This is a genomic window from Legionella nagasakiensis (assembly GCF_900639915.1).
Taxonomy (GTDB): domain Bacteria; phylum Pseudomonadota; class Gammaproteobacteria; order Legionellales; family Legionellaceae; genus Legionella_A; species Legionella_A nagasakiensis.
The window spans coordinates 125429-149007 of the sequence record NZ_CAAAID010000001.1 but is presented as its reverse complement, the minus strand read 5'-3'; the positions used below and the strand labels follow the sequence as shown (position 1 = coordinate 149007).

The following is a 23579-nucleotide window of genomic DNA, read 5'->3' as shown; positions in this document are numbered from 1 at the left end:
ATTGAAAAATACGGCTAAAGCGGACACGCGCCCCTTTAGTACCCCCGCCTGCTATATACACTCTGGTAACAACATGATTGAACTTTCTGGATTAACAAAATCATATGCTGGCCATATTGCCCTACAAAATATTCGTTTATTCATTCAAGAAGGTGAAATTTTTGGCATTATTGGCAAAAGCGGTGCTGGCAAATCCACTTTACTGCGTTGCATTAATCTATTAGAGCATCCTGACCAAGGAGATGTGATTGTTGACGGGGAAAATATTACCACCTTCACCGGGCAGCCATTACGTCGAGCTCGCCATAAAATGGCAATGATTTTTCAGCAATTTAATTTGCTTGACTCAAAAACCGTGTATGACAACATCGCCTTGCCAATGCGCATTCAAGGCATCGATGAGCTTGCTATCAAAACGAAAATTGACGAACTGCTGCCACTGGTCGAGTTGACCGATAAAATACACGCCTACCCTGCGCAGTTAAGTGGTGGCCAAAAACAACGTGTTGCCATTGCCAGGGCGTTAAGTTGCTCACCCAAAATTTTATTGTGTGATGAAGCCACATCAGCACTTGATCCTGAAACCACCGATGCCATTTTAACGCTGCTTAAAAAAATCAATGCCCTTTATGGCATCACGATGGTACTCATCACGCATGAGATGGATGTCGTTAAACGAATTTGTCATCGGCTTGCGGTGATGGAATCAGGCCAAATCGTCGAAACCACGGCGATTGCTAATGTGTTTCGCAATAAAAACAGTCTGGCGCGCAGTATGTTATATGCGCAGTTAAGCCCTGAACTGCCCTTGTGTTTAAGCAGCCAGCTTACGAAAGAAACAAATAATAGACCGCTGGTACGCGTGTTTTTCGAAGGTGAAGGCGCGACCGTGCCATTCATCAGTCAAACAAGCCGTGATCTTCATCTAGACATTAATATCTTGTTGGCTAATATTGATCGTTTTGATACCGTGACTTGTGGCGTGTTGGTCGCGGAACTGGCCGCCGATCCTCCCTTATTAACACAATTCATCAACCGTTGTGAAACGTTTGGCCTAACCGTGGAGGTTCTAGGTTATGTCGTATAAACCCCATGCAAACAATAAGATGCATTTAAGTTCCTCTTGGGAAAACCATCTGGAGTTGCTATGTCTCTGACGATGCTTTCTGATATTCTCGTTGCCACGGGTGAAACCTTATACATGGTACTCATCAGCACGCTATTTGCAGTGTTATTCGGCCTTCCGTTAGGCACTCTTTTGTTTACAAGTGCAAAAGTAAAACCGAATGGCCTCGTCAACCGTTGCATCGCCGGCTTAATCAATTTTAGCCGTTCCATCCCATTTATTATCTTGTTGGTCGCATTAATTCCATTGACTCGACTGCTGATAGGAACCTCGATTGGCATTCATGCGGCCATGGTTCCATTAACCATTGGCGCCACACCTTTTTTTGCCCGTCTAGTCGATAACGTTTATCAGAGTTTATCAGGCGGGCTCATTGAAGCAGGTCATGCCATGGGGGCCAATACGTGGCAAATGATTCGCCATATTTTATTGCCTGAAGCCACCCCACCATTGATTCATGCCATTACCGTAACCGCCATCACACTGGTTAATTATTCAGCCATGGCAGGCACCGTTGGGGGCGGCGGTTTAGGTGACTTGGCCATTCGTTATGGGTATCAACGATTTAATATAACCGTCATGCTGGCGACTGTTTTGATTCTAGTTGTCATTGTGCAGCTGCTGCAAATGGGAGGCGACCGCTTGGCACGCCAATTTATACATCATTAGTGAGATTATTGAATGCGTATTGTAAGTATTTTGGCTCTATTTTTACTATTAACTGCCTGCAGCAAACCTTCTCCCAACACGCTCGTGGTGGGAACGATTTCTGGTCCAGAATCCGAACTGGTAGAAACGGCCCAAAAAGTGGCCAAGGATCGTTACGGCTTAACTGTAAAAATTATTGAATTTAGCGACTACAATTTGCCAAACGAAGCATTGCAAGATGGCAGCCTTGATGCGAATGTCTACCAACATTTGCCCTATTTGGAAGCAGCCAGTCAAGCGCACGGCTATGATTTGGAAGTGATTGGCAAAACCTTTGTTTATCCTACAGGCATTTACTCCAAAAAATTCAAATCATTGGCCAGTCTTCCTAATCAGGCGGTTATTGCCATACCGAATGATCCCAGCAATGAAGCACGCGCTCTCCTCTTATTACAAAAAGCAGGATTAATTACTTTAAAAGACACGCGCAACGCCACCGTGCAAGACATTGCCACCAATCCTAAAAAGCTTCGTTTTAAAGAGTTGGATGCCGCACAATTGCCTAGAGTACTGGCAGACGTTGATGCCGCTGTCATCAACACCTCCTTTGCCATACCAGCAGGACTCAATCCAACAAAAGATACCTTATTTAGAGAAGGCAAAGATTCCCCCTACGCGAATTTGATCGTGATTCGTCGCAACAGCACCAAAAAACCCCAGCTGGAATTATTGGTTAAAGCGCTCAACTCGCAGGAAGTAAAAGAAAAAGCCAAGGATTTATTCGGCGATGCAGCCATTCCCGCATGGTAAAGGCCAAGAGGCGTGGTTATCAAGACAAGTGGTATTTAAAAATCCTCCCACCAGGTAAACTTATTTAGAACCTGTCTTCAGAGTCGCTAGGCTAAGGCTAAAAGCCTTGATTTTAGAGCACCGTAGCGCAGCATACATAGTAGTATGTGAGCAATGGAGCGCAGAAAATCGAGGCTTTTAGCCCTGCGTAGTTAGACTATGAAGACAGGTTCTTAATCTTAATTCTCACTTAATGATTTAATGTTATACTTTATTTAAGTTTTCTCTTAATTCGCAGGTACGCTATGTCATGGTTAGGCGCTGGTCTTTTAGTTGGATTGGGAGGTTTGCAATATGGAGCCGGGCAAGTTGTTGCTGCCATAAAACGTAAAGTCGCTGGCGACCCTAAAGGCGTTTTGCCAAAAGATCAGGAACAGTTTCTTAAAGACTATGCAGAAAGCATGGGATTCGGCAAAGGGCTGCCTGGCTCTGAAGCGTTTCAGACGTATATGGATGGGCGCACCAAAGGAGCCGAGGGATTTGCCGCAGTCAAAGCAGTCGATGACAAAACATTTGGTACCCTATTACAGGAAGCAGAAGCCGATCACAAAAATGCGGTTGATGCAATAAAAGAAGACATTGACTCCGTGCTTGCTGTGCGGGAGGATACTACAACCGCGCAAAAAGCCTTTAAAGACGAAATTGCTGCCATACATCGAGCCATCGCCGATCCCAAGTTTCGCTATGACCCAGCGGGCTTGGCCGCACGATTGCATGAAATCAAGAATGATGCCCATCGAGCAATTGAAGCCCAACAAAAGGCTGAAAACGCCCAGCTCGAAGACAAATTCAAGAAGACCCCACCTAGCGAATTTCGAACACATCTACAAACCATAGGGATGACTGAGAAGCAGATCGATGAACTGCATGACAGCATGAAGGCAGCCCTTAAAGAATCGCATGACAAGGAATTGGAAACCTTTGATAAAACCATGAATGAGCGCCTGACTAAACTGCATCAGGAAGCGCAACTTGAACGCGATCGCATTCACTTTTTAGCGGCTTTATACCAAAACAACGAAACCATGCGGCGGGTGATTAATGAGATGGCTGAACAAAACAGAAAACCCAAAGGCACTGCTGGCATCACTGCCGAATTTTCAGCCTCAGAAAATGCCCAGCAATTACAACGAGTCATCCTCAAAGGCATCAACGTAAGAGATATAGAAAACCTTCAAACCGTTACTGGCAGGCCGTTGAATAAAATTAAAGACGGTTACAGCATGGAATTTCCCAACCGGCTAAGCAGCCCATTTTATTATGGCGGCTGGAACAGTAAATTGAAGTCAGACATGATGAGTATGGTTTTAGCGATTAAAGCGTCAGGCTATGAAACCATCACCATGTCGTTAAATCATAAAGATCCCAAACATGCGGACGAGATGGCCCGTAAAGCTTATGAAGCCTGTCTGGAGGCCGGTTACAAAGACGACGAAATAACCATTAAAGTCAATGGGAAACAATTGTCTGCCGAAGAAGTCAAAGGATTATACAAGGACTTTCCGTCAAGATTAAAAGCCGTCCAACTCAAAGTTGAAAAATATGATGAACAACGAGAAGGCATGACCACAAAACTAGAGGGTAGAGCAGCAGACGGTGCAGCGCGTGAATTTAAAGAAGCGCTGAAAGCACACCGCGAGAGAGAAGCGGCCGTGCCTGCCGATGATGACAGAGCGACTGCAGCTCGTCGTTCTTCTCCTTCTTAAAAATAATCCTGTTCCTTTATAAGAAAATCTGGTATTTTTATCGTGAACGGGCTTTCTATATTTTAAATTTTTTCTAAAAAAACTAGTATCAATCTGTGCCGTCAGGATGAATGAAGGACTTACAAGCCGCAAAAGGAGAATAGCCATGAGCGCGCGACGATTTGAGGATTTTGAAGCTGGCGTTGATGAATTACTCGATTTTCAAGACAGCACCCACCATACCAATTTAACCACCAAGCTTGAGCGGCGGCGGCGCATTGAAGAGCTGGAAGAAGAAAAGCGCTTGCGTGAAGAGTTAAATGAGTTTGCGTAACCGCTAGCCTTAGCAAAAAAGACGGCGGTGCGATCAGGTGTAAATATCAAATCTGACAGTCTTGCCTTCAATGCTGCCACTTGGCGTCCATAATGCTGGCAGGCGCTGTGGCCATTTGACAACCACGCGCTGGCGTGCGTGTGATATAGCCACATGAAGCAATTCTAAGGCATCTTGATCGACCCCTACCAACTGTTGCAGTGCTTGCATGTCTTTTTTGACTAAAGCGGATTTTTGCCGAAGAGGGTGCATGGGATCCATATAAATAACTTCTGGCTCCTGTTTGCGAGATAACTCCTGCAAGTATTGCCTTGCATCCACCCGCTGCAAGGACAAGCATGAAGCCAACGGTGATTGACTGTCAAGACGTCGTAGACCGTCTGCAAGCAAAGCAGCCATCACCGGATTGCGTTCAATCATCACAACTTGCGCGCCAAAACTCGCCAGTACTGCAGCATCTCGTCCCCAGCCGGCCGTCACATCAACAATACGCATTCCTTTTACAGGTTTGCAGGCACGTATCAATCCCTGATTCTTACCGGCTGCATGACGCTTTTCCCAGCGCTTCGTGGTAAAATCAACGTATAAAGGAGCACAACCTGCAAGCAAAAGCTCAAGCCTTTCCGAGGTAACGTTCAAGCGAGGCAAGGCCTGATTATCGACGTTAAGTTCTAAACGTTGCGCCAATGATTTTGCCTCATCCTGCAAATCATCATGAGCAAAACCTACGGTTAACCGATTCATTAAACCGACAATAAAGAAATGTCTGCAACCCCTTGCAGCAGCGCTTGTAAACGGGACAACAAACGTAACCGATTCATTTTAACCGCGTCATCATCAACCATGACCATAACGTGGTCAAAAAACGCATCGACGGGTTCTCGCAGGCTGGCTAGCTGTTCAAGGAGCCGCGCATAATTCCCCTCACTGTAGAGTGGCGCAACAACCTGCTCCATGGTTTGAATATGATCAAACAAGGATCTCTCAGCGGATTCTTCCAGGCGCTGCGGTTCAACTGCCGTATCGTTGGGCGCGAAAGAAGCCTGTTGCAGAATGTTATTCACTCGTTTACAAGCGGCCGATAAACGGATTGCTTCTGGCAAATGAATAAAATTCAATAAAGCCTTAACCCGTTTGTCCACGTCATAAAGCCAATTATCCTGGCGCGCTCGCACTGCCAACACCAATTCCGAGGCAATGCCCTGACTTTGATAAAACGACTGCATCCGCTCAAGGATAAACGTGCGTAATTCCACAACGACCTCGTTTGCCGGCGACAACCGATCTTTGTAGCCATGCAATGCCTGCTCTATCAACGTTGAGAGGTTAAGCGGTGCTGAGGTTGCCATCAGGAGCCTTACAACAGCCAGTGCATGTCGCCGTAATTTAAATGGATCTTTTACGCCTGTTGGTTTTTGACCAATTGCGAAAATCCCAACCAGAGTATCCAGGCGGTCAGCAAGCGATAAAGCAAGCCCTAAATCCGTTTTAGGGAGCACATCGGCAGCAAAACGAGGCCTATATTGCTCATTTAATGCTTGTGCAACACGATCATCTTCACCATCATGGCGAGCATAATAATACCCCATTAATCCTTGCAACTCCGGAAATTCTCCTACCATGCCGGTCATTAGATCACATTTACACAATTCGGCAGCACGCCATGCTTGCTTCTCATTCAGTTGTAAGGGGTGAATTAGAAAATTCATCAACGCCTGAATGCGCATAGCCTTGTCCTGCAAACTGCCCAAGCGGGCTTGGAAGATGACGTTTGCAGTCGCTGGAATATGCTCGCTCAGAGCACGTTTCTGATCTTGTCGGTAAAAAAAAGCAGCATCACTTAAACGCGCTCTCATGACTTTTTCATTGCCAGCAATGACTTGCTCAGGATAATGGCTGGCAATATTAGCCACCGCAATAAAATGAGACTGCAGCTGCCCTCGCGAGTCACGCAACGCAAAACATTTCTGATGAGATTGCATCGCAGCAATCAAAGCCTCTGCTGGCACGTCAAGAAATTCCTGCTCAAAATTGGCCAGTAACGCCTGCGGCCATTCTACGATCGAAGTCACTTCATCAACCAAACTTTCTGGCATGATGGCCTGAAACCCATGTTGCTCTGCCAGCTGAGTGACTTGATCAACAATCATCTGCCGACGCACATTAAAGTCTGCAATTACAAACGCATCTTTTAACAACACTTCATAAAGATGGGGGCTGGAAATGTCTACCGCTTGTGGATGATGGAAACGATGCCCATAACTTTGTCGTCCAGTCTTAATGCCAAGCACGTCGGCAGAAATCACCTTGTCGCCAAACAATAAGACAGCCCAATGTACTGGACGGGCAAATTCCGCATCACCCTCACCCCAACGCATTGGTTTAACCATTGGCAAAGCAGAAATGACCTCATTGACCATGTCCGGTAATAAATCACGGGTATCTGCTCCAGGGCTACTTGATTCATAGACCAACCATTCCCCTTTATCGCTCTTCACAGTGGTCAGCGCTTCCAGAGATACACCACAAGATCGCGCAAAACCTAGCAAAGCATCCGTTGGCTTGCCATCGGCATCATAGGCTGCAACACACGCTGGACCTCGTCGCGATATATTCTGGTTCGGCTGCTTCTCCTGCACATCACGAATCCATACAGCCAAGCGCCGAGGTGTAGCAAATTGTCGCACTTCCCCGTGTCTTAACCCTGCTTTACCAAGGGTTGCTACCATGTTACTCGCTAAAGCATCTGCCAACGACCACACAGCACCAGAGGGTAATTCTTCAGTGCCTAATTCAAACAACAAATCACTCGACATCACACACCTTTTGCATGGGAAAACCTAACGCTTCACGCGCCTGATAATAAGCAAGCGCCACTGCTCTGGATAATTGCCTAACCCGCAGAATATAACGTTGCCGCTCCGTGACCGATATGGCATGACGAGCATCAAGCAAATTAAACGTATGGGATGCTTTCATGACCATTTCATAAGCCGGCAAAGGCAGTTGCAGATCAACCAACTTCTGCGCTTCCATTTCGTAATAATCAAAGTGTTTAAACAATACTTCCACATTGGCGTGTTCAAAATTATAGGCAGACATTTCTACCTCATTTTGATGGAACACATCACCATAAGTCACAAGCCCTTTTGCCGTTTGACTCCAAGGCAAATCAAATAAGTTATCTACCCCTAAAATAAACATGGCCAAACGCTCAAGCCCATAAGTAAGTTCACCCGTCACAGGTTTGCATGGCAAACCGCCAACTTGTTGGAAATAAGTGAACTGAGAGACTTCCATCCCATTTTGCCACACTTCCCAACCAAGTCCCCACGCACCCAAGGTAGGTGATTCCCAATTGTCTTCAACGAAGCGAATGTCATCGGTTAATGGATCAACCCCTAAAGCACGCAGCGAATGAAGGTATTTGTCCTGAATGTCTAAAGGGGATGGCTTTAAAACCACTTGAAATTGATAATAATGCTGAACACGATTCGGATTTTCACCATAGCGACCATCAGTTGGCCTTCTGGAAGGTTGAACATAAGCCGAAAACCAAGGCTCAGGTCCAATCGCGCGTAAAAAGGTTGCAGGATGAAATGTGCCCGCCCCCACTTCCATGTCTAATGGTTGTAATATCACACATCCCTGAGCCGCCCAAAATTGCTGCAAAGTCAGAATAATATCCTGAAAAGTGCTCGGTTTTGTCATGTATTTCTCAAAATTAACGCTGTTTTAATCAAAAAATTTGAATGCCTTAGGGCATAGACAGACCCTAACGCCTCCCTTTGCAAAGGGAGGCGGAGAGGAATGGACGTTCAACTGCCCGCTTTTTGAATCAAATCCTGCAATGCTTCTTCACTGGCAGCACCAGGAATAAACGCAGGCTCACTGTCTGTTTTAAACTTGCCATCTGGCGTTGCCGCAATGATAAAAGCTGGCGTACCCATTAAATGCATATTTTCGGCCAGTTTACGATTCTCTTCCAACGCATCGGTTACTTTTTTACTCTCCATGTCTTTTTTCAACTGATTGATGTTTAAACCAATGGATTTTGCAGTATCCATAATAACGGATTCATCCAAACGTTTATCAAGACTCAGTAATGCATCATGCATTTGTTGATACTTATCTTGCATCGCTGCGGCCAGAGCCGCTTGTGAGGCAAGCTCGGAACTTTTACCAAAGATAGGAAATTCCTTATAGATAACGCGCAAATTTTTATCTTTTTTAATAAGTTCGTCGATAACTGGCCTCATTTTTTTACAATGAATGCATTGGTAATCAAAAAATTCTACCAAGGTCACATTGCCTTTTGGATTACCAGCAACCGCCAAGTGTTCAGTAAATAACTGATCCGCATTGTCTGAAATAGCCGCTTTCGCTTGCTCTTGCATGCTTTGTTGTTGTTTCTGCTGTAAAGCTTGAGAAGCCTCCACCAACACTTCAGGATTATTCACCAAATAATCGTGGATCAATTGCTCAATTTCCTTTTTTTGATCTGCGGTTAATGTATCAGCCGCCATCACCATCGGCGATGTCAGAGCGGTTGCCAATACCCCTGCCGTCATTAATTTTTTAAACGTCACATTTCCCCCCAGTTTCCAATTAAATCCCAGTAACGAACCCTAGCACCAGCGCACACTAAATTCAAGGCACGACACAGATTTTTTACCATGCTAGATTGGCATAGGCCAACACCAGCCATTTACTGCCATGCTCGGCAAATTTAACTTGTACTCGTGTATGTACACCACTGCCTTCCACCGCCAATACAACGCCATGTCCAAATTTTGCATGATGAACCGACTGACCAAGCTTAAATCCAGCCTCTTCAGCGGCAGAAGGCACGGTACTTTTTCCTTTGGGAAATTGATAATGTGCTTTAGGACGCACTTCGTCCAATAATTCCTGCGGCAACTCTTTGATAAACCGCGAGGGCCGATGGTATTCTTCGCGGCCATATTGGCGACGAATTTCGGCATAAGTCATGATGAGTTTTTCCATGGCTCTGGTCATGCCAACGTAACAAAGCCGGCGCTCCTCTTCAAGCCGGCCTGGTTCCTCGATGGATTGTTTTCCCGGAAATAAGCCTTCTTCCATCCCGACAAGAAAGACCAGAGGAAATTCAAGCCCTTTAGCGGCATGCAAGGTCATCAAGTGCACACAATGCTCATGATCACCGCCTTGCATTTCCCCTGCCTCCAAGGAAGCATAGGCTAAAAACGACACAAGCAATGGCAGTTCTTCTTCATCCTGTTCATAATGAAATTGCTTGGCAGCATTCACTAATTCCTGCAAGTTATCCAGTCGCGATTCGGCTTTTTCTCCTTTTACTTTGGCGTAATGACCATATAGACCACTATCTTGAATAATAGTCCATAGTTGCTCATCCAGAGTCAGCGCCATGGTATTTGCTTGCATTTGTTGAATTAAATCAATAAATTTGGATAACGCCGTTGAGGCGCGTTGCGGCAACTGCTGCGAGGAGAGTAATTGCTGAGCCGCCTGCCAAAGCGAACAGGATTCTTCTTTAGCACAGGCACGTAAATCATCAAGCGTTTTTTCACCAATACCACGCGTTGGGAAATTAACCACTCGTTCAAAAGAGGCATCATCGTTAGGATTGGCAACTAACCGTAAATAAGCAAGCGTGTCTTTTACTTCGGCACGCTCAAAAAAGCGCACACCACCATAAATACGATAGGGAATACCCGCACGTAATAAAGATTCTTCTAATAACCGTGACTGCGCATTAGAGCGATATAAAACGGCCACTTCATCGGCACGACGCCCGCGGCTTATTTCCAAACCAATGCGTTCGCTTACAAATCTTGCTTCTTCAAGCTCATTGAATGCACTGTATAGCACGATTTTTTCACCAGCGCTCCCGGCCGTCCATAAATTTTTCCCCATGCGTGCTTCATTGTGGGTAATCAACGCATTTGCTGCATCGAGTATGGTGCGGGTCGAACGGTAATTTTGCTCAAGCCGAATCACCACGGTGTTCGCAAAATCATGAGAAAAACGCTGAATGTTTTCTATTTTTGCACCTCGCCAGCCATAAATGGATTGATCATCGTCACCAACCGCCATCACGGTCGTCTGATTGCCTGCCAAAAGCCGAATCCAGGCGTATTGAATGGTATTGGTATCTTGAAATTCATCGACAAGAATCGCACGAAAGCGTTGCTGATAATGAGCAAGCAGCGTTTCATGATCACGAAGCAATTCATGGCATCGCAATAACAATTCAGCAAAATCAATAACGCCCGACGTCTGACACGCTTGCTCATAGGCCGAATAAATGCGAATTAGAGTGCGGCCTGGTCCATATTGTGGCGCGTGTATATGCTGTGGGCGCAATCCTTCATCTTTTTTACTGTTAATAAACGATTGCGCCTGTTTAACCGGCCATTGTTCCACATCAAGATTTAAAGCGCTGATGACGCGTTTGAGCAAGCGCGCCTGGTCATCACTGTCAAGAATATGAAACTGCTCAGGCAAGTTCGCTTCCTGATAATGCCTTCTTAACAAACGATGACATAATCCGTGAAACGTACCCACCCATAACCCTTGCACCGGGCACGAAAGCAAATGGCTTAAGCGAGCCTTCATCTCCCCTGCTGCTTTATTGGTAAACGTCACGGCCAAAATAGCGTGTGGCGATATGGATTCTTGCTCAATCAACCAGGCCATGCGATTAACCAATACACGTGTTTTACCACTACCGGCACCGGCAAGCACCAGCAGATTACCCAAGGGTGCCGTCACGGCATGGCGTTGGTGTTCATTTAAGCCTTGTAACCAAGCGGTCATAATACGTCTGTCTCAATAAAAAAGATGCATGCATTATTATAAATTTAGCAGCCAATTACAAAACATTGGTTAAATCTTCTTAGCGAAGTTTTTTGCAAAGTCATTCCTGGTTGCAAGTAACCAGGCTACAAACGACAAACTAGGTTACACTGTTTGTCAGTAAGGGAAAGGTTATTGTGCGGTAAGCTCACGGTGTGCTTGGGCCAAATCTTCGGCGGTATTGATGTCTTGTAAGGGAGGGACACGAGCTTCTTCCACCTTGATCTTATGACCAGACCATAAGACACGTAATTGTTCAAGCGCTTCCAAAGATTCCAATTCACAAACCGGCCAACGGACTACCTCAAGCAAGAAAGAAGCACGATAAGCGTAGAGGCCGATGTGGCGAAACACCAAGCGGCAATCATCCAGAGCATCGCGATGGGCAGGGATAGCGCTTCTGGAAAAATATAGGGCATGATGGTTACCATCACGCACCACTTTTACCACGTTAGGATTATCACGTGTTGCAACGTCTGTTATCGGCCAGCACAAGGTCGCCATGGGAGCATCAGAAGCAGCCAGGCATTCGGCAACTTGCGTGATCAATGCCGGTGCAATCAATGGCTCGTCTCCCTGCACATTGACAATAATATCATCCGCGGAAAACGCTCCTTTAGCCACAACTTCGGCAATACGATCGGTGCCTGATTGATGAGAAGTGGCCGTCATGCGCACATCGGCGCCAAAGCGGCATGCATGATCATACAAATCCTGATGATCGGTCGCAATAATAACTTTTTGGGGATTTGCCTTTAGTGCCTGGCGATAAACTCGCTCGATCACCGTCATGCCTTGCAATTCCATCAACAATTTTCCTGGAAAGCGGGAGGAATGATAACGTGCCGGGATAATGACATAAAAATTGATACTCATAATTTATCTTTCTCTTCTAGAGAAATCAGGCGTGCTTCATTTTCAAGCATGACCGGAATGCCGTCACGAATGGGGTAAGCCAGACGGTCAAAGCGACAAATCAATTCTTCGTGTTTAAGCAATAATTTTCCCTTACACAATGGGCACACTAAAATCTCTAACAGCTTTCTATCCACGGGATTCTCCTTGCGTGACTTGATTACGCACATAAACAGGCAGTGCTTCCGCCGCACTAACGGCTTTAAAGTGACCAGATTGTACCAAATGAATCATGGTTTGTGCACGCGGGAACACCTCAAGTTGCCGAACCATGTTTGCCCGAATCACTGGGGGCAACTGCAAAATATAGGGTTCAAGACCCACACCAGCCACCATAATCGGCCTATCCGGCAATAGAACAATATCCTGCGCGTTGCTGACTTGCTCCAGCACGGCAAAACCATTCGTAAAATTTCCCCAATACAATTGGTGCATGCGCGCATCAATCATGGCCAGTATTTGCGTTTCAGGGGGCAAATCATGCACGCTTTGCAACACTTCAAAAGCAATCGCTGCCAGTCCACTGACTGGGTAAACTGGCAAATCATGGGCATAGGCCAGGGCTTTTGCCACACTGCAGGCAATGCGCAATCCGGTAAAACTACCAGGCCCACGCCCAAATACAATGCCATCCAAATGCTTAAAATCCAAGTTGGAAATCTTAAGCAATTGATCGATCATAGGCAACAAACATTGAGCATGCTGCCGCATTGCCTGTTGCTCTTCCTCGTAGATTTTTCCATGAGAGGCAATGGCAACCGTTGCCAATTCGGTAGAAGTATCAATCGCCAGTAAATTCATGTCTCTGCCAGATAATAATCATTCATAAACAATGTCTTAATAAACTCCAAAACACATTCCTCGTCCCGTGTTTTTCGCATATAAGGAAGACTGGCAAAAATTTGGCGGCCATAGTCTCTTGCGGTTAAACGTGGATCAGCAATCATCAGCACCCCACGATCGTTAACGTCACGAATTAATCGTCCTACCCCTTGCTTCAGAGCCAATATCGCATTGGGTAAAGACAACTCATCAAACCCCGATAACCCTCGAGATTTAAAATAAGCCATTTTACCACGGATAACAGGATCGGCGGGACTTGCAAACGGTAATTTGTCAATAATCACACAAGATAATGCCTCCCCTTTGACGTCCACCCCTTCCCAAAACGTTGAGGTGCCTAAAAGTACCGCATTACCCAACTCACGAAAACGCTGCAGAAGAATGGGTTTTGCCTCTTCTCCTTGAATCAACAGTGGAAAATCCAATCGATCCACCAATCGTTCGGCAACAAATTTCAAAGCCCAATGACTGGTAAACAAGAAAAAACAACGCCCACCACAGGCATTGATCACTGGCAGTGCTTTTGCTAGCAGTGCATCATAATAGCGCCCATCCTTAGGATCAGGTAACATTCTGGGCAAGTAAAGCAATGCCTGGCGAGTAAAATCAAAAGGACTTGGAAGCTGTAAAGTCTGTGCATGCTCAAGACCCAATGCCCGCGTGAAACAATCAAAAGAAGATGCTGTGGTTAATGTGGCTGAAGTAAAAATAAAGGCGCCATTTTGCCGAGTCAGTAAAGCATGAAAGGCTTTAGCAACCTCAAAAGGAGTGGCATGAAAAACCAACGTATGCCTGAATCGTTCCAGCCAACGAATTTGTTCGGATTTTTTCGTGATAAACAAGTGTAAAAGCTGATGCAATGCTTGCAGACGATGTTTACAACGACTAAGACCTGAATTTTTTTCAAGCTCTAACGCCTCAAAACAAGCCATCAATTCCTCGAAGAAACCCAGCAAGGCTTCCCACGCCTTTATAAATAATGCATGATGAGCCACTTTTTCCCAATCAAGTCGTTCTTCTTCCCCGGGTACAGAGTGCAATAATTGTTCGATTAATTGATCCAGTTTAAAACTCAATGCTTTTAACGGCTGATTGGCCAAATCTAAAATCGGCCATTCTCGCAACACATCATCCATCAAATCGCGACATTGACGTGTACTGACCCGCTCTCCATAAAAATGAGAAGCAATCTCTGCCAATTGATGCGCCTCATCAAATATAACCACATCCATACCTGGTAATAGCTCACCAAAACCCTCTTCTTTTAAACGTGAATCCGCAAAATACAAATGATGATTAATCACAACAACATCTGCTTCCAAAGCCCGCTTGCGTGCCTTGACTAAAAAACAGTTTTGATGATTTGGACACTCACTGCCTAAACAATTGTCCCCAGTTGAGGTTACATAAGGCCATACAGGAGAATCCTCCTTGATTTCAGGCAATTCACCACGTTCACCAGCCGTCAGTTGCGGCAATTTTTCACGCACATGCAAGAGTTCATGAACGCATTGAGCGCTGATAAATCGTCCTTCTTCCGCATGAAGGTCAATGCGGTAACGACAGAGATAATTCGCTCGCCCTTTAAGATTTTGCACGCGGACGGCAAGACCTAAAGCACGTGTCAACATTGGTAAGTCTTTATGAAATAATTGATCTTGCAGGGTTTTAGTTGCCGTGGTAATCAGTATTTTCTTGCCACATAAAAGGCTGGGAATCAAATAAGCAAAGGTTTTACCCGTGCCTGTTCCCGCTTCTGCAACCAAGACGGTTGCATCAGAAATAGCACGTGCAATCGCCACAGCAAGCTTAATTTGGGAAGGACGAGCAACATAACCTGGTATCGCTGTGGATAGCCGTCCTTTTGCGGCCAATAGATGTTCGCAATGGCTGACAAGATCACGAGTGATGCTTTTTATTCCTTCCACTCTTTTTGTAGATGTTGCAATTTATTTTCAACACCTTCCCAAGCCTTAGCATCTGCTGGCGCTTCTTTTTTGGCAGTAATATTCGGCCAAGTTTTAGCAAGCTCAGCATTCAATTCTAAAAATGGCCGTTGTTCGTCGCTTAAATCATCTTCCGAAACAATCGCTTCAACAGGGCATTCTGGCTCACATAAAGCACAATCTATGCACTCATCCGGATGAATTACCAGAAAATTAGGCCCTTCATAAAAACAATCCACCGGGCAAACTTCCACGCAATCGGTGTATTTGCATTTGATGCAATTTTCAGTCACCACAAACGTCATAGCAACCCCCTTCCTCACTAAATAATGCCGTTATTAAAACACATATCCCATCTTCCATTCCAGGCTTATTTCAACTTATTCTGCGTTAAAAATAGATCTTTTTACAGCGCATTTATTTGCATAGACCTGAATCCATTTTTCATAAGAAGAAGCAAGGCGGGGCTTGCATATTGACGCAGGGCCCTCTCATGAGAAAAGGACAGTTTCGGAAATCTGTTATAGATATTTAATGAAGACTGCTTATTAATGATTAGGAGGGAGTAGGCCTATAATTAATAAAATCGAACCCCTCTAAATCTGCACCTAATTTACTTGCCTGAACAAGAGTATCCGTTATGATGGCGTTTTGTATTTCTGAAAGAGAGGCTTTTGCGTAGGCCTTCATCGCATTCACATGACTTCTTAAAGCTTGTCCAGGCACGGTATCAATTTTAGTACGCTTTAATTGGAAGTCTGCCATTCCAATTTCGCGAGCCAGAAGTCCTAATGCTTGTTCATGAGCATTTGCAATGCTCGTTTCAATTTTGTTAATGACCGTAGTTAATGCTGTTCCTTGCTTCATTAAATCAGCGGATGTTTTAGCTAGGTCACTTATTTTAGTAGTATATTGTGCTTGTTTATGGAACATTAATAATCGCATAGCCGAGACCGCTTGTGAACAAAGCAGCTCTATACTGCTTTTGTCAATATCATCACCAAGGAGCTCATCTAAAGAGAGTACAGAAGAGCCTTTTGGTAGGTTCTCTGCCTTTTGTTGCATGATTAATTCCTAAATCAAAATAAATATGGTGCCCAGGGCCGGAGTCGAACCTGATGCTAACCGATTGATTTTAAATAATATTAATAATAAGGACTCTATTTTTACCCAAAATCTTACCCAACTTTGGGTATGATATCAGATTCGAAGTATTGCGAAAAGATAAGAATGACTAAAAAAATTACTGCCTCATATATTATGTTATTTCTCAAAATACAAATTATTACTTCATATCTTTGATTGGGTATTTATTCAAACCAAGCCTAAGATTCGAATATTCTTCAAGTACGGAATTATAATAGTGGCCTAGCCATTGATATTTCATTAATTTTCTTGTGTCTGCTTTATATTTGCTTAATCCAGAATCAATTACCGGCTTTAGTGTTGATAGGTTATTTAATAACAGATTCTTATTCGTGGGTGTACCTGGCATATTTGTAAACGGTTGTAAAAAATCATAAAACATATAATCGTCAACATCTTTTCTAAATGTTTTTTTATAACCCTCATATCCTTGAACTTGAATACCAGTAATAATTTGGTTTAAGCCCATCATGTTAGCAAAGTCCCTATCAAGAATAATTCTTGGATTTTTTGCATCTTGGTTTTCAAGTAAATATGCATCTACAAGCGCGGGGCCATAAACCATGTTTCCTCTATGAACAATATCTCCGCAGGTAATCCCTCCTCTGACAATATAACCCAACTTTAAAAACATACTAACTATTGGCCAAATGTTAGATACAAACATATCTAGAGATGTAATATTGAAGCCAAATTGAGGCAACGCTGATACGACAATACAGTCAGAGAATTGGCTAAACTGCACATTTCCTACAGAAACTCCTATTCTTCCAGAGTTCTCATGAAACTCTTTCATAATTAATGCATTATTAACACAAACACCTAAATCTTTAACAAGGTTTGGGTTGTTTTTTGACTGTTCAATTAAATCTGACCAACCAAGAACGTCAATAAAAGCTACAAAACGCTTTTCGTATTCTAGAGACTCACAAAAATCCTTAAACTTTTCTTGGCGATCCAGTTCTTCAGCTTCTCGTTTGGGTCTATCATCTTCCCATTTTTTTTCTTCTAAGTCTCTTTGCCGCTCTTCTTCTTCCGTAAATTCTAAATGGTATCCAGCATTGTTATCAGATACCATCTTATACCGTTTATTGGGATCTCGTTTATCTCCTAGCACCCTTACTAATTTACCACTTTCATTTCTAAAAACTGGAAGATTATTATCCATACAATAATTCCAAATATTGTGCGTTTATTATCAACTCTTTAATTGCCATGGAATGGTCTCAAAGGAGTCGGCGTGTCATGCTTATCAATAATTCTACCTACTTGTTTGTTTGTAATAGTATCAATAAGTTCATTGGACTCATTAATTCTTAGCTTCAATAGGCAATTAGAAAAGCTTGTTTTAACATATATGTGATTAGATTGACGCATATACTGATCCCCATTAAGGATTAATTTATTTTTGGCAGTATCTAATGGATCGATTAACTCGATATATTCTTGTTTGTCCATATCATCTACCCTATAAGAATTTTCAACCACAATGTCCGATTTATCATTGTGAAGATGCTTTTGAATAATGCCCCTATATTCTTCAGGGCAGATTAATTTAGAAATATTCTTGTTGTTTATTTTTATTCGCCTACGCACCAAGATCTCAAAGCAGGGATGTTCTTGATTTAAGGCATCCATCAATGTTCTAGTATCACAAGTTTTATCCTCATCTGAATGAGAGAGAAAATAACGTCCAGTGTTAAAAGGAAATACAAAAAATTCTCTAGTAAGAAGGATAGCTTCTGGCCTTATTACAAAACAAACATCACCATAAAAAGAAGAGCCTTGGTCTAGCCAATTCGTATTTCCTAAAAAAACATAGTTTATAAATCCATTTTTAGCCTCTGCTATTACATCATTTCTTTTTAATTTTTTTAATATTTGGGGATTATCATGATAATGTAAACCAAATAACATGGCTTTTGAAAATATGTAACCGTCTTTTAAAATACTCATAGCAGAGTCAATATTAGTCCAGTGATATAAGTAATATTGATTTTTACCCAATAATTTTCTTAAATTTCTACGGAAATAATGTGATGGTGTCGTCATAATGTTACCTATTTTTTTAATATATGATTATTATAGGTCAACAAAGCTTGACGAATTTAGATTTAATAGACTCTAAATTCCTTAATTAACGTATCTATGGCAACAATATGAGTATTGTAATGATCTTCTGTTACTGCTAAGGAGTCGCTGCAACTGTATGCTAATGCAGCCAGAGTACTTTCAAAGTTCAAATTTCTTAAAATTTTTTTAAAGTATTTGCTGTGGTTGCGGTCTTTTTTTAGCCAACAAAAGACTAAATGATTGCAATTAGTCGTTAACAATGTTTGGTAAGTAATCCACGGCATAGAGCTATAACCAAGATGGTCAAATAATCTATGCTTTCTGTGTAGTAAATAGCCAGATCTTCCAGAAAAAATAGGATTGTTGTTTAAATCGCCCTTGATTTCAATAAATTCAACTTCCTCAAACTTTCCTGAGTTCATTATTTTTTCTAAGAGAGCTTTCCTAGATAAGTGCTCTTGTAAACAATAAGCCAACCTAGCCTTCAAATGACCTTTTTCTAATAATTCTTTTATAGCGATTCCTTCGTCAACACTAGCATCATATGTATAATTTTGTTGAGCTAAATGCTTCTCCCTAAGTTGTTGAGTCTTTATGTGATAAATTCCGTAACAAATATTTCTATAATGAACCAAAGCAGCTTTTTCTTTATCCATTTCCCCGTTAAAATTATCAATTAATTTAAACAGATCATTATCATGAGACTCACAAAATCCCTTAAAAGTTGAAAATCTGCTTTTATCGATTTTCATCACATATTGAGGGGCATATTTTTTTACTATTCTCCCGATCCTTGGTTGAAAAGTTAACACTTTAGTTAGTGGCTGATTCAATTTACTTAGATAGTTCTCAGCAATAGTGTGGGATACAATTGATTCTCTAGAACATCCTGTAAAACAACATTTCTTACTTTCAAAGTATAAATTGTCGCATTCTGAAATAAGCCTTTCTATGGGCATTATGACCGCGTTCATTTGAAGGCACTCCGTTAGGAAGTTTTTTAGCGATTATACTTCATTAATTTATTAAACCAATCTTCCTTATCCTTCATGCTAAGTTGACTAAAAGCACTAATAACCTCTGCCAGTTGATCTGATTCCGCATAAAAATAGGCTACTGGTAGATTCAATACTAATGCTATTCGACTCAACATTGAATAGTCAGGGCTATGCCTACCCAACTCATAATGATTCATTCTCGCACTTGCAGAGAACTCGTCCATTCCAGCAGCAATACCGAGTTTTTTCTGGGATATATTTGCTGCTAATCTAGCCTCTTTAAGTCTTTTAGGAACTGGTGAATCCATCTAAGGTAAATATCTTCTCAAACCAACGTACTTAGAGAATCTAAGTTTTTGATTGTTTTCGATACTTAGGGATCCTAAGCTACAAAACCTCCTACTAGATTTTATCGTTTTTTAAGTTGATATATGTAAACTGCTTCTTTGGGCTATAACAAATGTTTTTGCTTTTTTCTTGACATGTTACTTAGGAATCCTTAGTATTTGTATTCTTTTTCGTAAAAAGCAATTCATCAGTTAGAGACATGGATGCCCTAATTTTCTTTTGAAATATTGTTAAATGGGTTGTCACATGTTAACTATCATTTTTACCGTTATCACAATGTATGTGGTCTTCAATTATATTCTTAAGCCAATGGTTGGATATTTAACTCCACTTGAAAAGTCTGGGAGACTATGTTTACAAGAGCAACTTAGAACTTACGGCATTAACCCCAATATGTTACCAAGAGCATGTCTTGATGATTTCGTATCAAGCGATATTCAATATGCTGAATTTTCAAGTAAACAAAAAGGGGTATTAATACATAGTGAACTGATTTCATTTCTTGATATGAGGGCAGAACTAATTGCACGTCTACTTTTCAAACCTAGCTCAGAAACTATTACAATAGAAAGTAATTTCATTGCACAAGAAACGCTTGAAATTCTACAAAAATATCGTTTGATCGCTTATTAAATATGACTTTTAGTCGATTCATAATGCTCACTTAGTTCATCGACCTTCCTGACGATATCAACATGCTCTACAAGCTTACGTTGTGCATCTAAAACCCCCATCAATTGTCTGGCATCATCTGGTGATATAGCACCAGATGCAATGGATAAAATTATTTCTTTACCTACCGCCGATAAGTTATCAAGACTCTCAATATTAAAATCTTTAATATCAAGCTCTATATTTTGGCTGGTTGCCTTCGGTATTAAGCGCTCAATACAAAGTCGTAAAGCATTAACATCACCATCAAGAGCAAGTTCCACTGTTTTATCAACTAGCTTTTCTGCATGAGGTTCCAGTAGTTTTGCCAATTTGGTACGTTTGTTAAGTGTTCCAACTTTTTTGCCTGTTGGATTCCCTGACTGCCCTTTTTTATATTTGGCCATCTTTTCTCCTAGTTCTCTGCATTTTCTCTGCATTTAGCAGGAAAAATAATTCTTCCGTAAAATAAAATGTTTGTTTATACCTGCACTATTTACATTTTTTTCATTTCTGAAGAATGCTGATAATGTAAATAATGTATGCCCGAATAATACTTTTTTTCATGAGTAAGACTTTGATACATACACAACATTACCATTGCTCTTTCGATCGCTAACAATATTCATACTTTCCAAGCGACTTCTAAAATTAGTGCTATTAACTGGTTTAAAGCCATCATTAATACAAAATTCACGATATTCCTGATAAAGTCTTTTTAACGGTATATAGTTATTTGCATTTGGCACATAGTTAGACTCATGAACAAATTGCTTTACACTATCTGACTCTCTTTCATATTTGTCGCGAGCTTGTTGTACTGACTCGCAATCAGTAAATTGTTTTTGTTCTAGAATCCGTCTTAATCCCTCCAAAACCCAGTTAAACACCCCAGATAGCTCATTTGTAATGATCTTGTGTGCTAACTGCTTATCTTGCTCAGCCTCAGGTATGGTTACATCAAAGGGTATAATCAAAAATCTTCTAAAATATGCCGCAGTCTGCTCAACATCTTTGGGCAGTTCGTTACAGTTAAATATCATTTTGGCGTATTCAGTAACTGTAAATGGCTTTCCATATGGCAACCTTGCCTCAACTGGCTCCCCACTCACCAATTGTTTAAAAACGGATGCTTCTAACTTACCATTAATTTCGCTGGCATAATTTACCAGCTTATTGGCAATCATTGCTCGGTAGTAGCCATTATCATTTGTAAGATTTTGAAGCGAAAATTCAGAGGTATTATGATCGCCTAACAATTTTCTGACAATTTCATAAAAAACTGATTTTCCATTCGCCCCTGTTCCATAAAGCAATAGTGTTTTCTCTAGCTTTAGAACAGATGGCCTAACAAATATATAACCCAAATACTCTGATAGTATTTGTTGCTTTTTTTTATCAGGCAAAACTTTATCTAAGTAAGCAAGAAACATAGGTGCTTTTGCCTCGGGGTCATAATCGAAACCTAATTGATAACTCATAAAATCAGTGCGATTAAATTCCCTTAGCCTCGTACCCTCAGGAGTTATATCAAATGTACCATTTCTAAGATTAATGCTAACTTGGTTTTTTGATAATGGCGGTATAGGTAAATTTGCAACAGCCAAGAACTGCTTATATAAATGCTCCCTAAACTGAAAATGCCTGGCATTTAATTTATCAACCCCCATCGCTTCTGCGGCTTGACCTAAAAAAATTTTTAACTCTTCTACGTCAAGTAAATTCCAATATTCACCATTAAACAGATAAATGAACTCATGACTTCGGCAAATCCCCCAATCATTGGCTTCGGCAAGAGCTAATATTTGTTCAATAGCAAGCACAATAAAATGTTTTTGTTTAAGGTTTTCATTTTCCTCCACCTCAGCCAATTGTCTAAAGTTAATAGGATTTATTTTCTTAACCAACTCATTTAATAGGCTCGAGTGACAAGTGGGTTGTCGTGTAAGTTGTTCCTTAAGTTTATTAGTGGTTTCGGCTCTACTAAACCCGGTTGCAAGTAAAAGAACAAAAAGGTCGTTGAAGTCGCTTCTTTTTATTTCTGGAGCAGTATTGGCTGATATTCCTGAAAAATCTGGTAGCAAAATCCTACCACCAGTAATTGAGGCCGCTTTTTTAGCGTTTTGCTCACTTGTGATTTGTTTTCCATTTTCCTGCTGTTCAACATCAGCACAAAACACGAACTGCTTATCTTTGTATTTACTTTGAATACTTGGAGCAATCGAATCGAAGTTTTTCCCATATACACAAATCACGGGTTTGTTTGTTGCAGTTCTTATAGCAAGAGCAGTGGCTACGCCCTCAGCAACATAAATAAGGGATTGAGACTCTAGCTCACCAAACACATGAAAACTATTTTGCTTCAAAAGGCCTGTAAAAAAGCGCTTTTCGAACTTTTTTGTTGACTGGTCAAAGTAAATACGTTGCAAAGATATTAAGTTACCGTCAACTGTATACATCGGACACAGCAAAGTGCCATTAGGAGCAACCCGCAATCCATCTGTTTCTGAAATCATCATTTTTTTTAAATGAATATAAGGATGACCAGCACAAGGTTTTGCAATTTCCCACAATTTTATCATCTCATCATAAGCCACCTTATGGCGTTCAGATGCTAATTTTTCCTTCTTTTCTTTCTCTTGAAGTAAACCTTGAAAGTCTCCCTCCAAAAGCTTATCGCTAAATGAAAAACTATGGCTTAATGTACATTTCCCACACCAAAATTTTAATGTAGGTCTACCATCTGGATGAGCTTTATATCCAGCAGAAGTTTTACTATTTTTAGATTCTGGACAAGGAAAGCGCTGCCATTCTGAGTCAAAGACTATTTTTCCAGTAAATGGATGTCCCACAGACTCAAGAGACTGTTTGAAAAATAATTCAACGTCATGAAGGCTATACATGGTTAGCCTCTCCATTTCTTATTCTTTCAATTCCGATTAAAAAATCATGGATTATTTCTTTAGCTGATTTTGATGAAAGGTAACAATCCCAAACCACTTGCTTTGCTAGCAAATACAATTGATGCCTATTAAATAAATCATCGTTTTCTAATATAATACCTTTGCTGGCGTTATTACTCGCAATAAAGCTTTTGCTTATATTTATTCCTTTATTGCGAGTAGCGTCCTTTCTATAACTACCCATAACATCCCCCAA

At 41.8% G+C, this 23579-nt stretch carries 24 protein-coding genes; 6 read left to right on the top strand and 18 right to left on the bottom strand.

What is annotated here, in order from left to right:
* Positions 1-73 precede the first annotated feature (73 nt).
* The 5 genes from E1O52_RS00730 to E1O52_RS13100 all read left to right on the top strand — a co-directional run bounded on the left by E1O52_RS00730 (position 74) and on the right by E1O52_RS13100 (position 4642).
* Positions 74-1087: an ATP-binding cassette domain-containing protein gene (locus E1O52_RS00730; RefSeq protein WP_133126966.1), complete on the top strand. Its 1014-nt coding sequence runs from the start codon at positions 74-76 to the stop codon at positions 1085-1087.
* A gap of 60 nt (positions 1088-1147) precedes the next feature.
* Complete coding sequence (locus E1O52_RS00725; protein WP_133126828.1) at positions 1148-1795, top strand: methionine ABC transporter permease; 648 nt, start codon at positions 1148-1150, stop codon at positions 1793-1795.
* Between the two features lie 12 nt (positions 1796-1807).
* A complete protein-coding gene (locus tag E1O52_RS00720) occupies positions 1808-2584 on the top strand; it encodes a MetQ/NlpA family ABC transporter substrate-binding protein (RefSeq protein WP_133126827.1) in 777 nt (258 codons plus the stop codon).
* A gap of 284 nt (positions 2585-2868) precedes the next feature.
* Positions 2869-4329, top strand: a complete 1461-nt coding sequence (locus E1O52_RS00715) for a hypothetical protein (protein ID WP_133126826.1) — start codon at positions 2869-2871, stop codon at positions 4327-4329.
* Positions 4330-4474: 145 nt separating this feature from the next.
* Positions 4475-4642 carry a PA3496 family putative envelope integrity protein gene (locus E1O52_RS13100; RefSeq protein WP_165474660.1) on the top strand — a complete coding sequence of 56 codons (168 nt, stop codon included), beginning with the start codon at positions 4475-4477 and terminating at the stop codon, positions 4640-4642.
* Positions 4643-4675: 33 nt separating this feature from the next.
* Here the strand turns inward: E1O52_RS13100 and E1O52_RS00710 are convergent, their stop codons facing one another.
* The 15 genes from E1O52_RS00710 to E1O52_RS00640 form a co-directional block, all read right to left on the bottom strand.
* Entirely contained in the window at positions 4676-5386 is a 711-nt protein-coding gene (locus tag E1O52_RS00710) for a class I SAM-dependent methyltransferase (protein ID WP_133126825.1), read from the bottom strand.
* Positions 5386-7458: a glycine--tRNA ligase subunit beta gene (glyS, locus tag E1O52_RS00705; protein ID WP_133126824.1), complete on the bottom strand. Its 2073-nt coding sequence runs from the start codon at positions 7456-7458 to the stop codon at positions 5386-5388. Before glyS ends, E1O52_RS00710 begins: the two co-directional genes overlap by 1 nt.
* Entirely contained in the window at positions 7448-8353 is a 906-nt protein-coding gene (gene glyQ / locus E1O52_RS00700) for a glycine--tRNA ligase subunit alpha (RefSeq protein WP_133126823.1), read from the bottom strand. Before glyQ ends, glyS begins: the two co-directional genes overlap by 11 nt.
* Positions 8354-8460: 107 nt before the next feature.
* On the bottom strand, positions 8461-9213 hold the full coding sequence (locus E1O52_RS00695; RefSeq protein ID WP_423202694.1) for a DsbA family protein: 753 nt from the start codon (positions 9211-9213) through the stop codon (positions 8461-8463).
* Positions 9214-9313: 100 nt separating this feature from the next.
* The gene (uvrD, locus tag E1O52_RS00690) at positions 9314-11461 is read right to left on the bottom strand and encodes a DNA helicase II (RefSeq protein WP_133126821.1); all 2148 of its coding nucleotides are present in this window, start codon (positions 11459-11461) and stop codon (positions 9314-9316) included.
* A 171-nt stretch (positions 11462-11632) separates the two neighbouring features.
* Positions 11633-12376 carry a 3-deoxy-manno-octulosonate cytidylyltransferase gene (kdsB, locus tag E1O52_RS00685; RefSeq protein ID WP_133126820.1) on the bottom strand — a complete coding sequence of 248 codons (744 nt, stop codon included), beginning with the start codon at positions 12374-12376 and terminating at the stop codon, positions 11633-11635.
* Positions 12373-12552: a Trm112 family protein gene (locus tag E1O52_RS00680; protein WP_133126819.1), complete on the bottom strand. Its 180-nt coding sequence runs from the start codon at positions 12550-12552 to the stop codon at positions 12373-12375. The genes kdsB and E1O52_RS00680 overlap by 4 nt, the downstream gene beginning before the upstream one ends.
* A complete protein-coding gene (tsaB, locus tag E1O52_RS00675) occupies positions 12545-13216 on the bottom strand; it encodes a tRNA (adenosine(37)-N6)-threonylcarbamoyltransferase complex dimerization subunit type 1 TsaB (RefSeq protein ID WP_133126818.1) in 672 nt (223 codons plus the stop codon). The genes E1O52_RS00680 and tsaB overlap by 8 nt, the downstream gene beginning before the upstream one ends.
* The gene (yoaA, locus tag E1O52_RS00670; protein ID WP_423202687.1) at positions 13213-15186 is read right to left on the bottom strand and encodes a DNA repair helicase YoaA; all 1974 of its coding nucleotides are present in this window, start codon (positions 15184-15186) and stop codon (positions 13213-13215) included. Before yoaA ends, tsaB begins: the two co-directional genes overlap by 4 nt.
* Complete coding sequence (fdxA, locus tag E1O52_RS00665) at positions 15174-15509, bottom strand: ferredoxin FdxA (protein WP_133126817.1); 336 nt, start codon at positions 15507-15509, stop codon at positions 15174-15176. Before fdxA ends, yoaA begins: the two co-directional genes overlap by 13 nt.
* Positions 15510-15759: 250 nt before the next feature.
* A complete protein-coding gene (locus E1O52_RS00660; protein WP_133126816.1) occupies positions 15760-16269 on the bottom strand; it encodes a hypothetical protein in 510 nt (169 codons plus the stop codon).
* A 220-nt stretch (positions 16270-16489) separates the two neighbouring features.
* Complete coding sequence (locus E1O52_RS00655; RefSeq protein WP_133126815.1) at positions 16490-17518, bottom strand: hypothetical protein; 1029 nt, start codon at positions 17516-17518, stop codon at positions 16490-16492.
* Between the two features lie 38 nt (positions 17519-17556).
* Entirely contained in the window at positions 17557-18402 is an 846-nt protein-coding gene (locus E1O52_RS00650; RefSeq protein ID WP_133126814.1) for a hypothetical protein, read from the bottom strand.
* A gap of 62 nt (positions 18403-18464) precedes the next feature.
* Complete coding sequence (locus E1O52_RS00645; protein WP_133126813.1) at positions 18465-19397, bottom strand: hypothetical protein; 933 nt, start codon at positions 19395-19397, stop codon at positions 18465-18467.
* Positions 19398-19423: 26 nt separating this feature from the next.
* Positions 19424-19729, bottom strand: coding sequence for a helix-turn-helix domain-containing protein (locus tag E1O52_RS00640; protein ID WP_133126812.1), 306 nt, complete (start codon positions 19727-19729; stop codon positions 19424-19426).
* Positions 19730-20015: 286 nt separating this feature from the next.
* On the opposite strand from E1O52_RS00640, the gene E1O52_RS00635 reads away from it, so the two are divergent.
* Positions 20016-20402 (top strand): hypothetical protein, encoded by a 387-nt coding sequence (locus E1O52_RS00635; protein ID WP_133126811.1) that lies wholly within the window; start codon positions 20016-20018, stop codon positions 20400-20402.
* On the opposite strand, the gene E1O52_RS00630 is transcribed toward E1O52_RS00635, so the two are convergent.
* The 3 genes from E1O52_RS00630 to E1O52_RS00620 all read right to left on the bottom strand — a co-directional run bounded on the left by E1O52_RS00630 (position 20399) and on the right by E1O52_RS00620 (position 23567).
* A complete protein-coding gene (locus E1O52_RS00630) occupies positions 20399-20827 on the bottom strand; it encodes a DUF5681 domain-containing protein (RefSeq protein WP_133126810.1) in 429 nt (142 codons plus the stop codon). The genes E1O52_RS00635 and E1O52_RS00630 overlap by 4 nt on opposite strands.
* 156 nt (positions 20828-20983) lie before the next feature.
* Positions 20984-23323 (bottom strand): phage/plasmid primase, P4 family, encoded by a 2340-nt coding sequence (locus E1O52_RS00625; protein WP_207384150.1) that lies wholly within the window; start codon positions 23321-23323, stop codon positions 20984-20986.
* Positions 23316-23567, bottom strand: coding sequence for a hypothetical protein (locus E1O52_RS00620; protein ID WP_133126809.1), 252 nt, complete (start codon positions 23565-23567; stop codon positions 23316-23318). The genes E1O52_RS00625 and E1O52_RS00620 overlap by 8 nt, the downstream gene beginning before the upstream one ends.
* Positions 23568-23579: the final 12 nt, after the last annotated feature.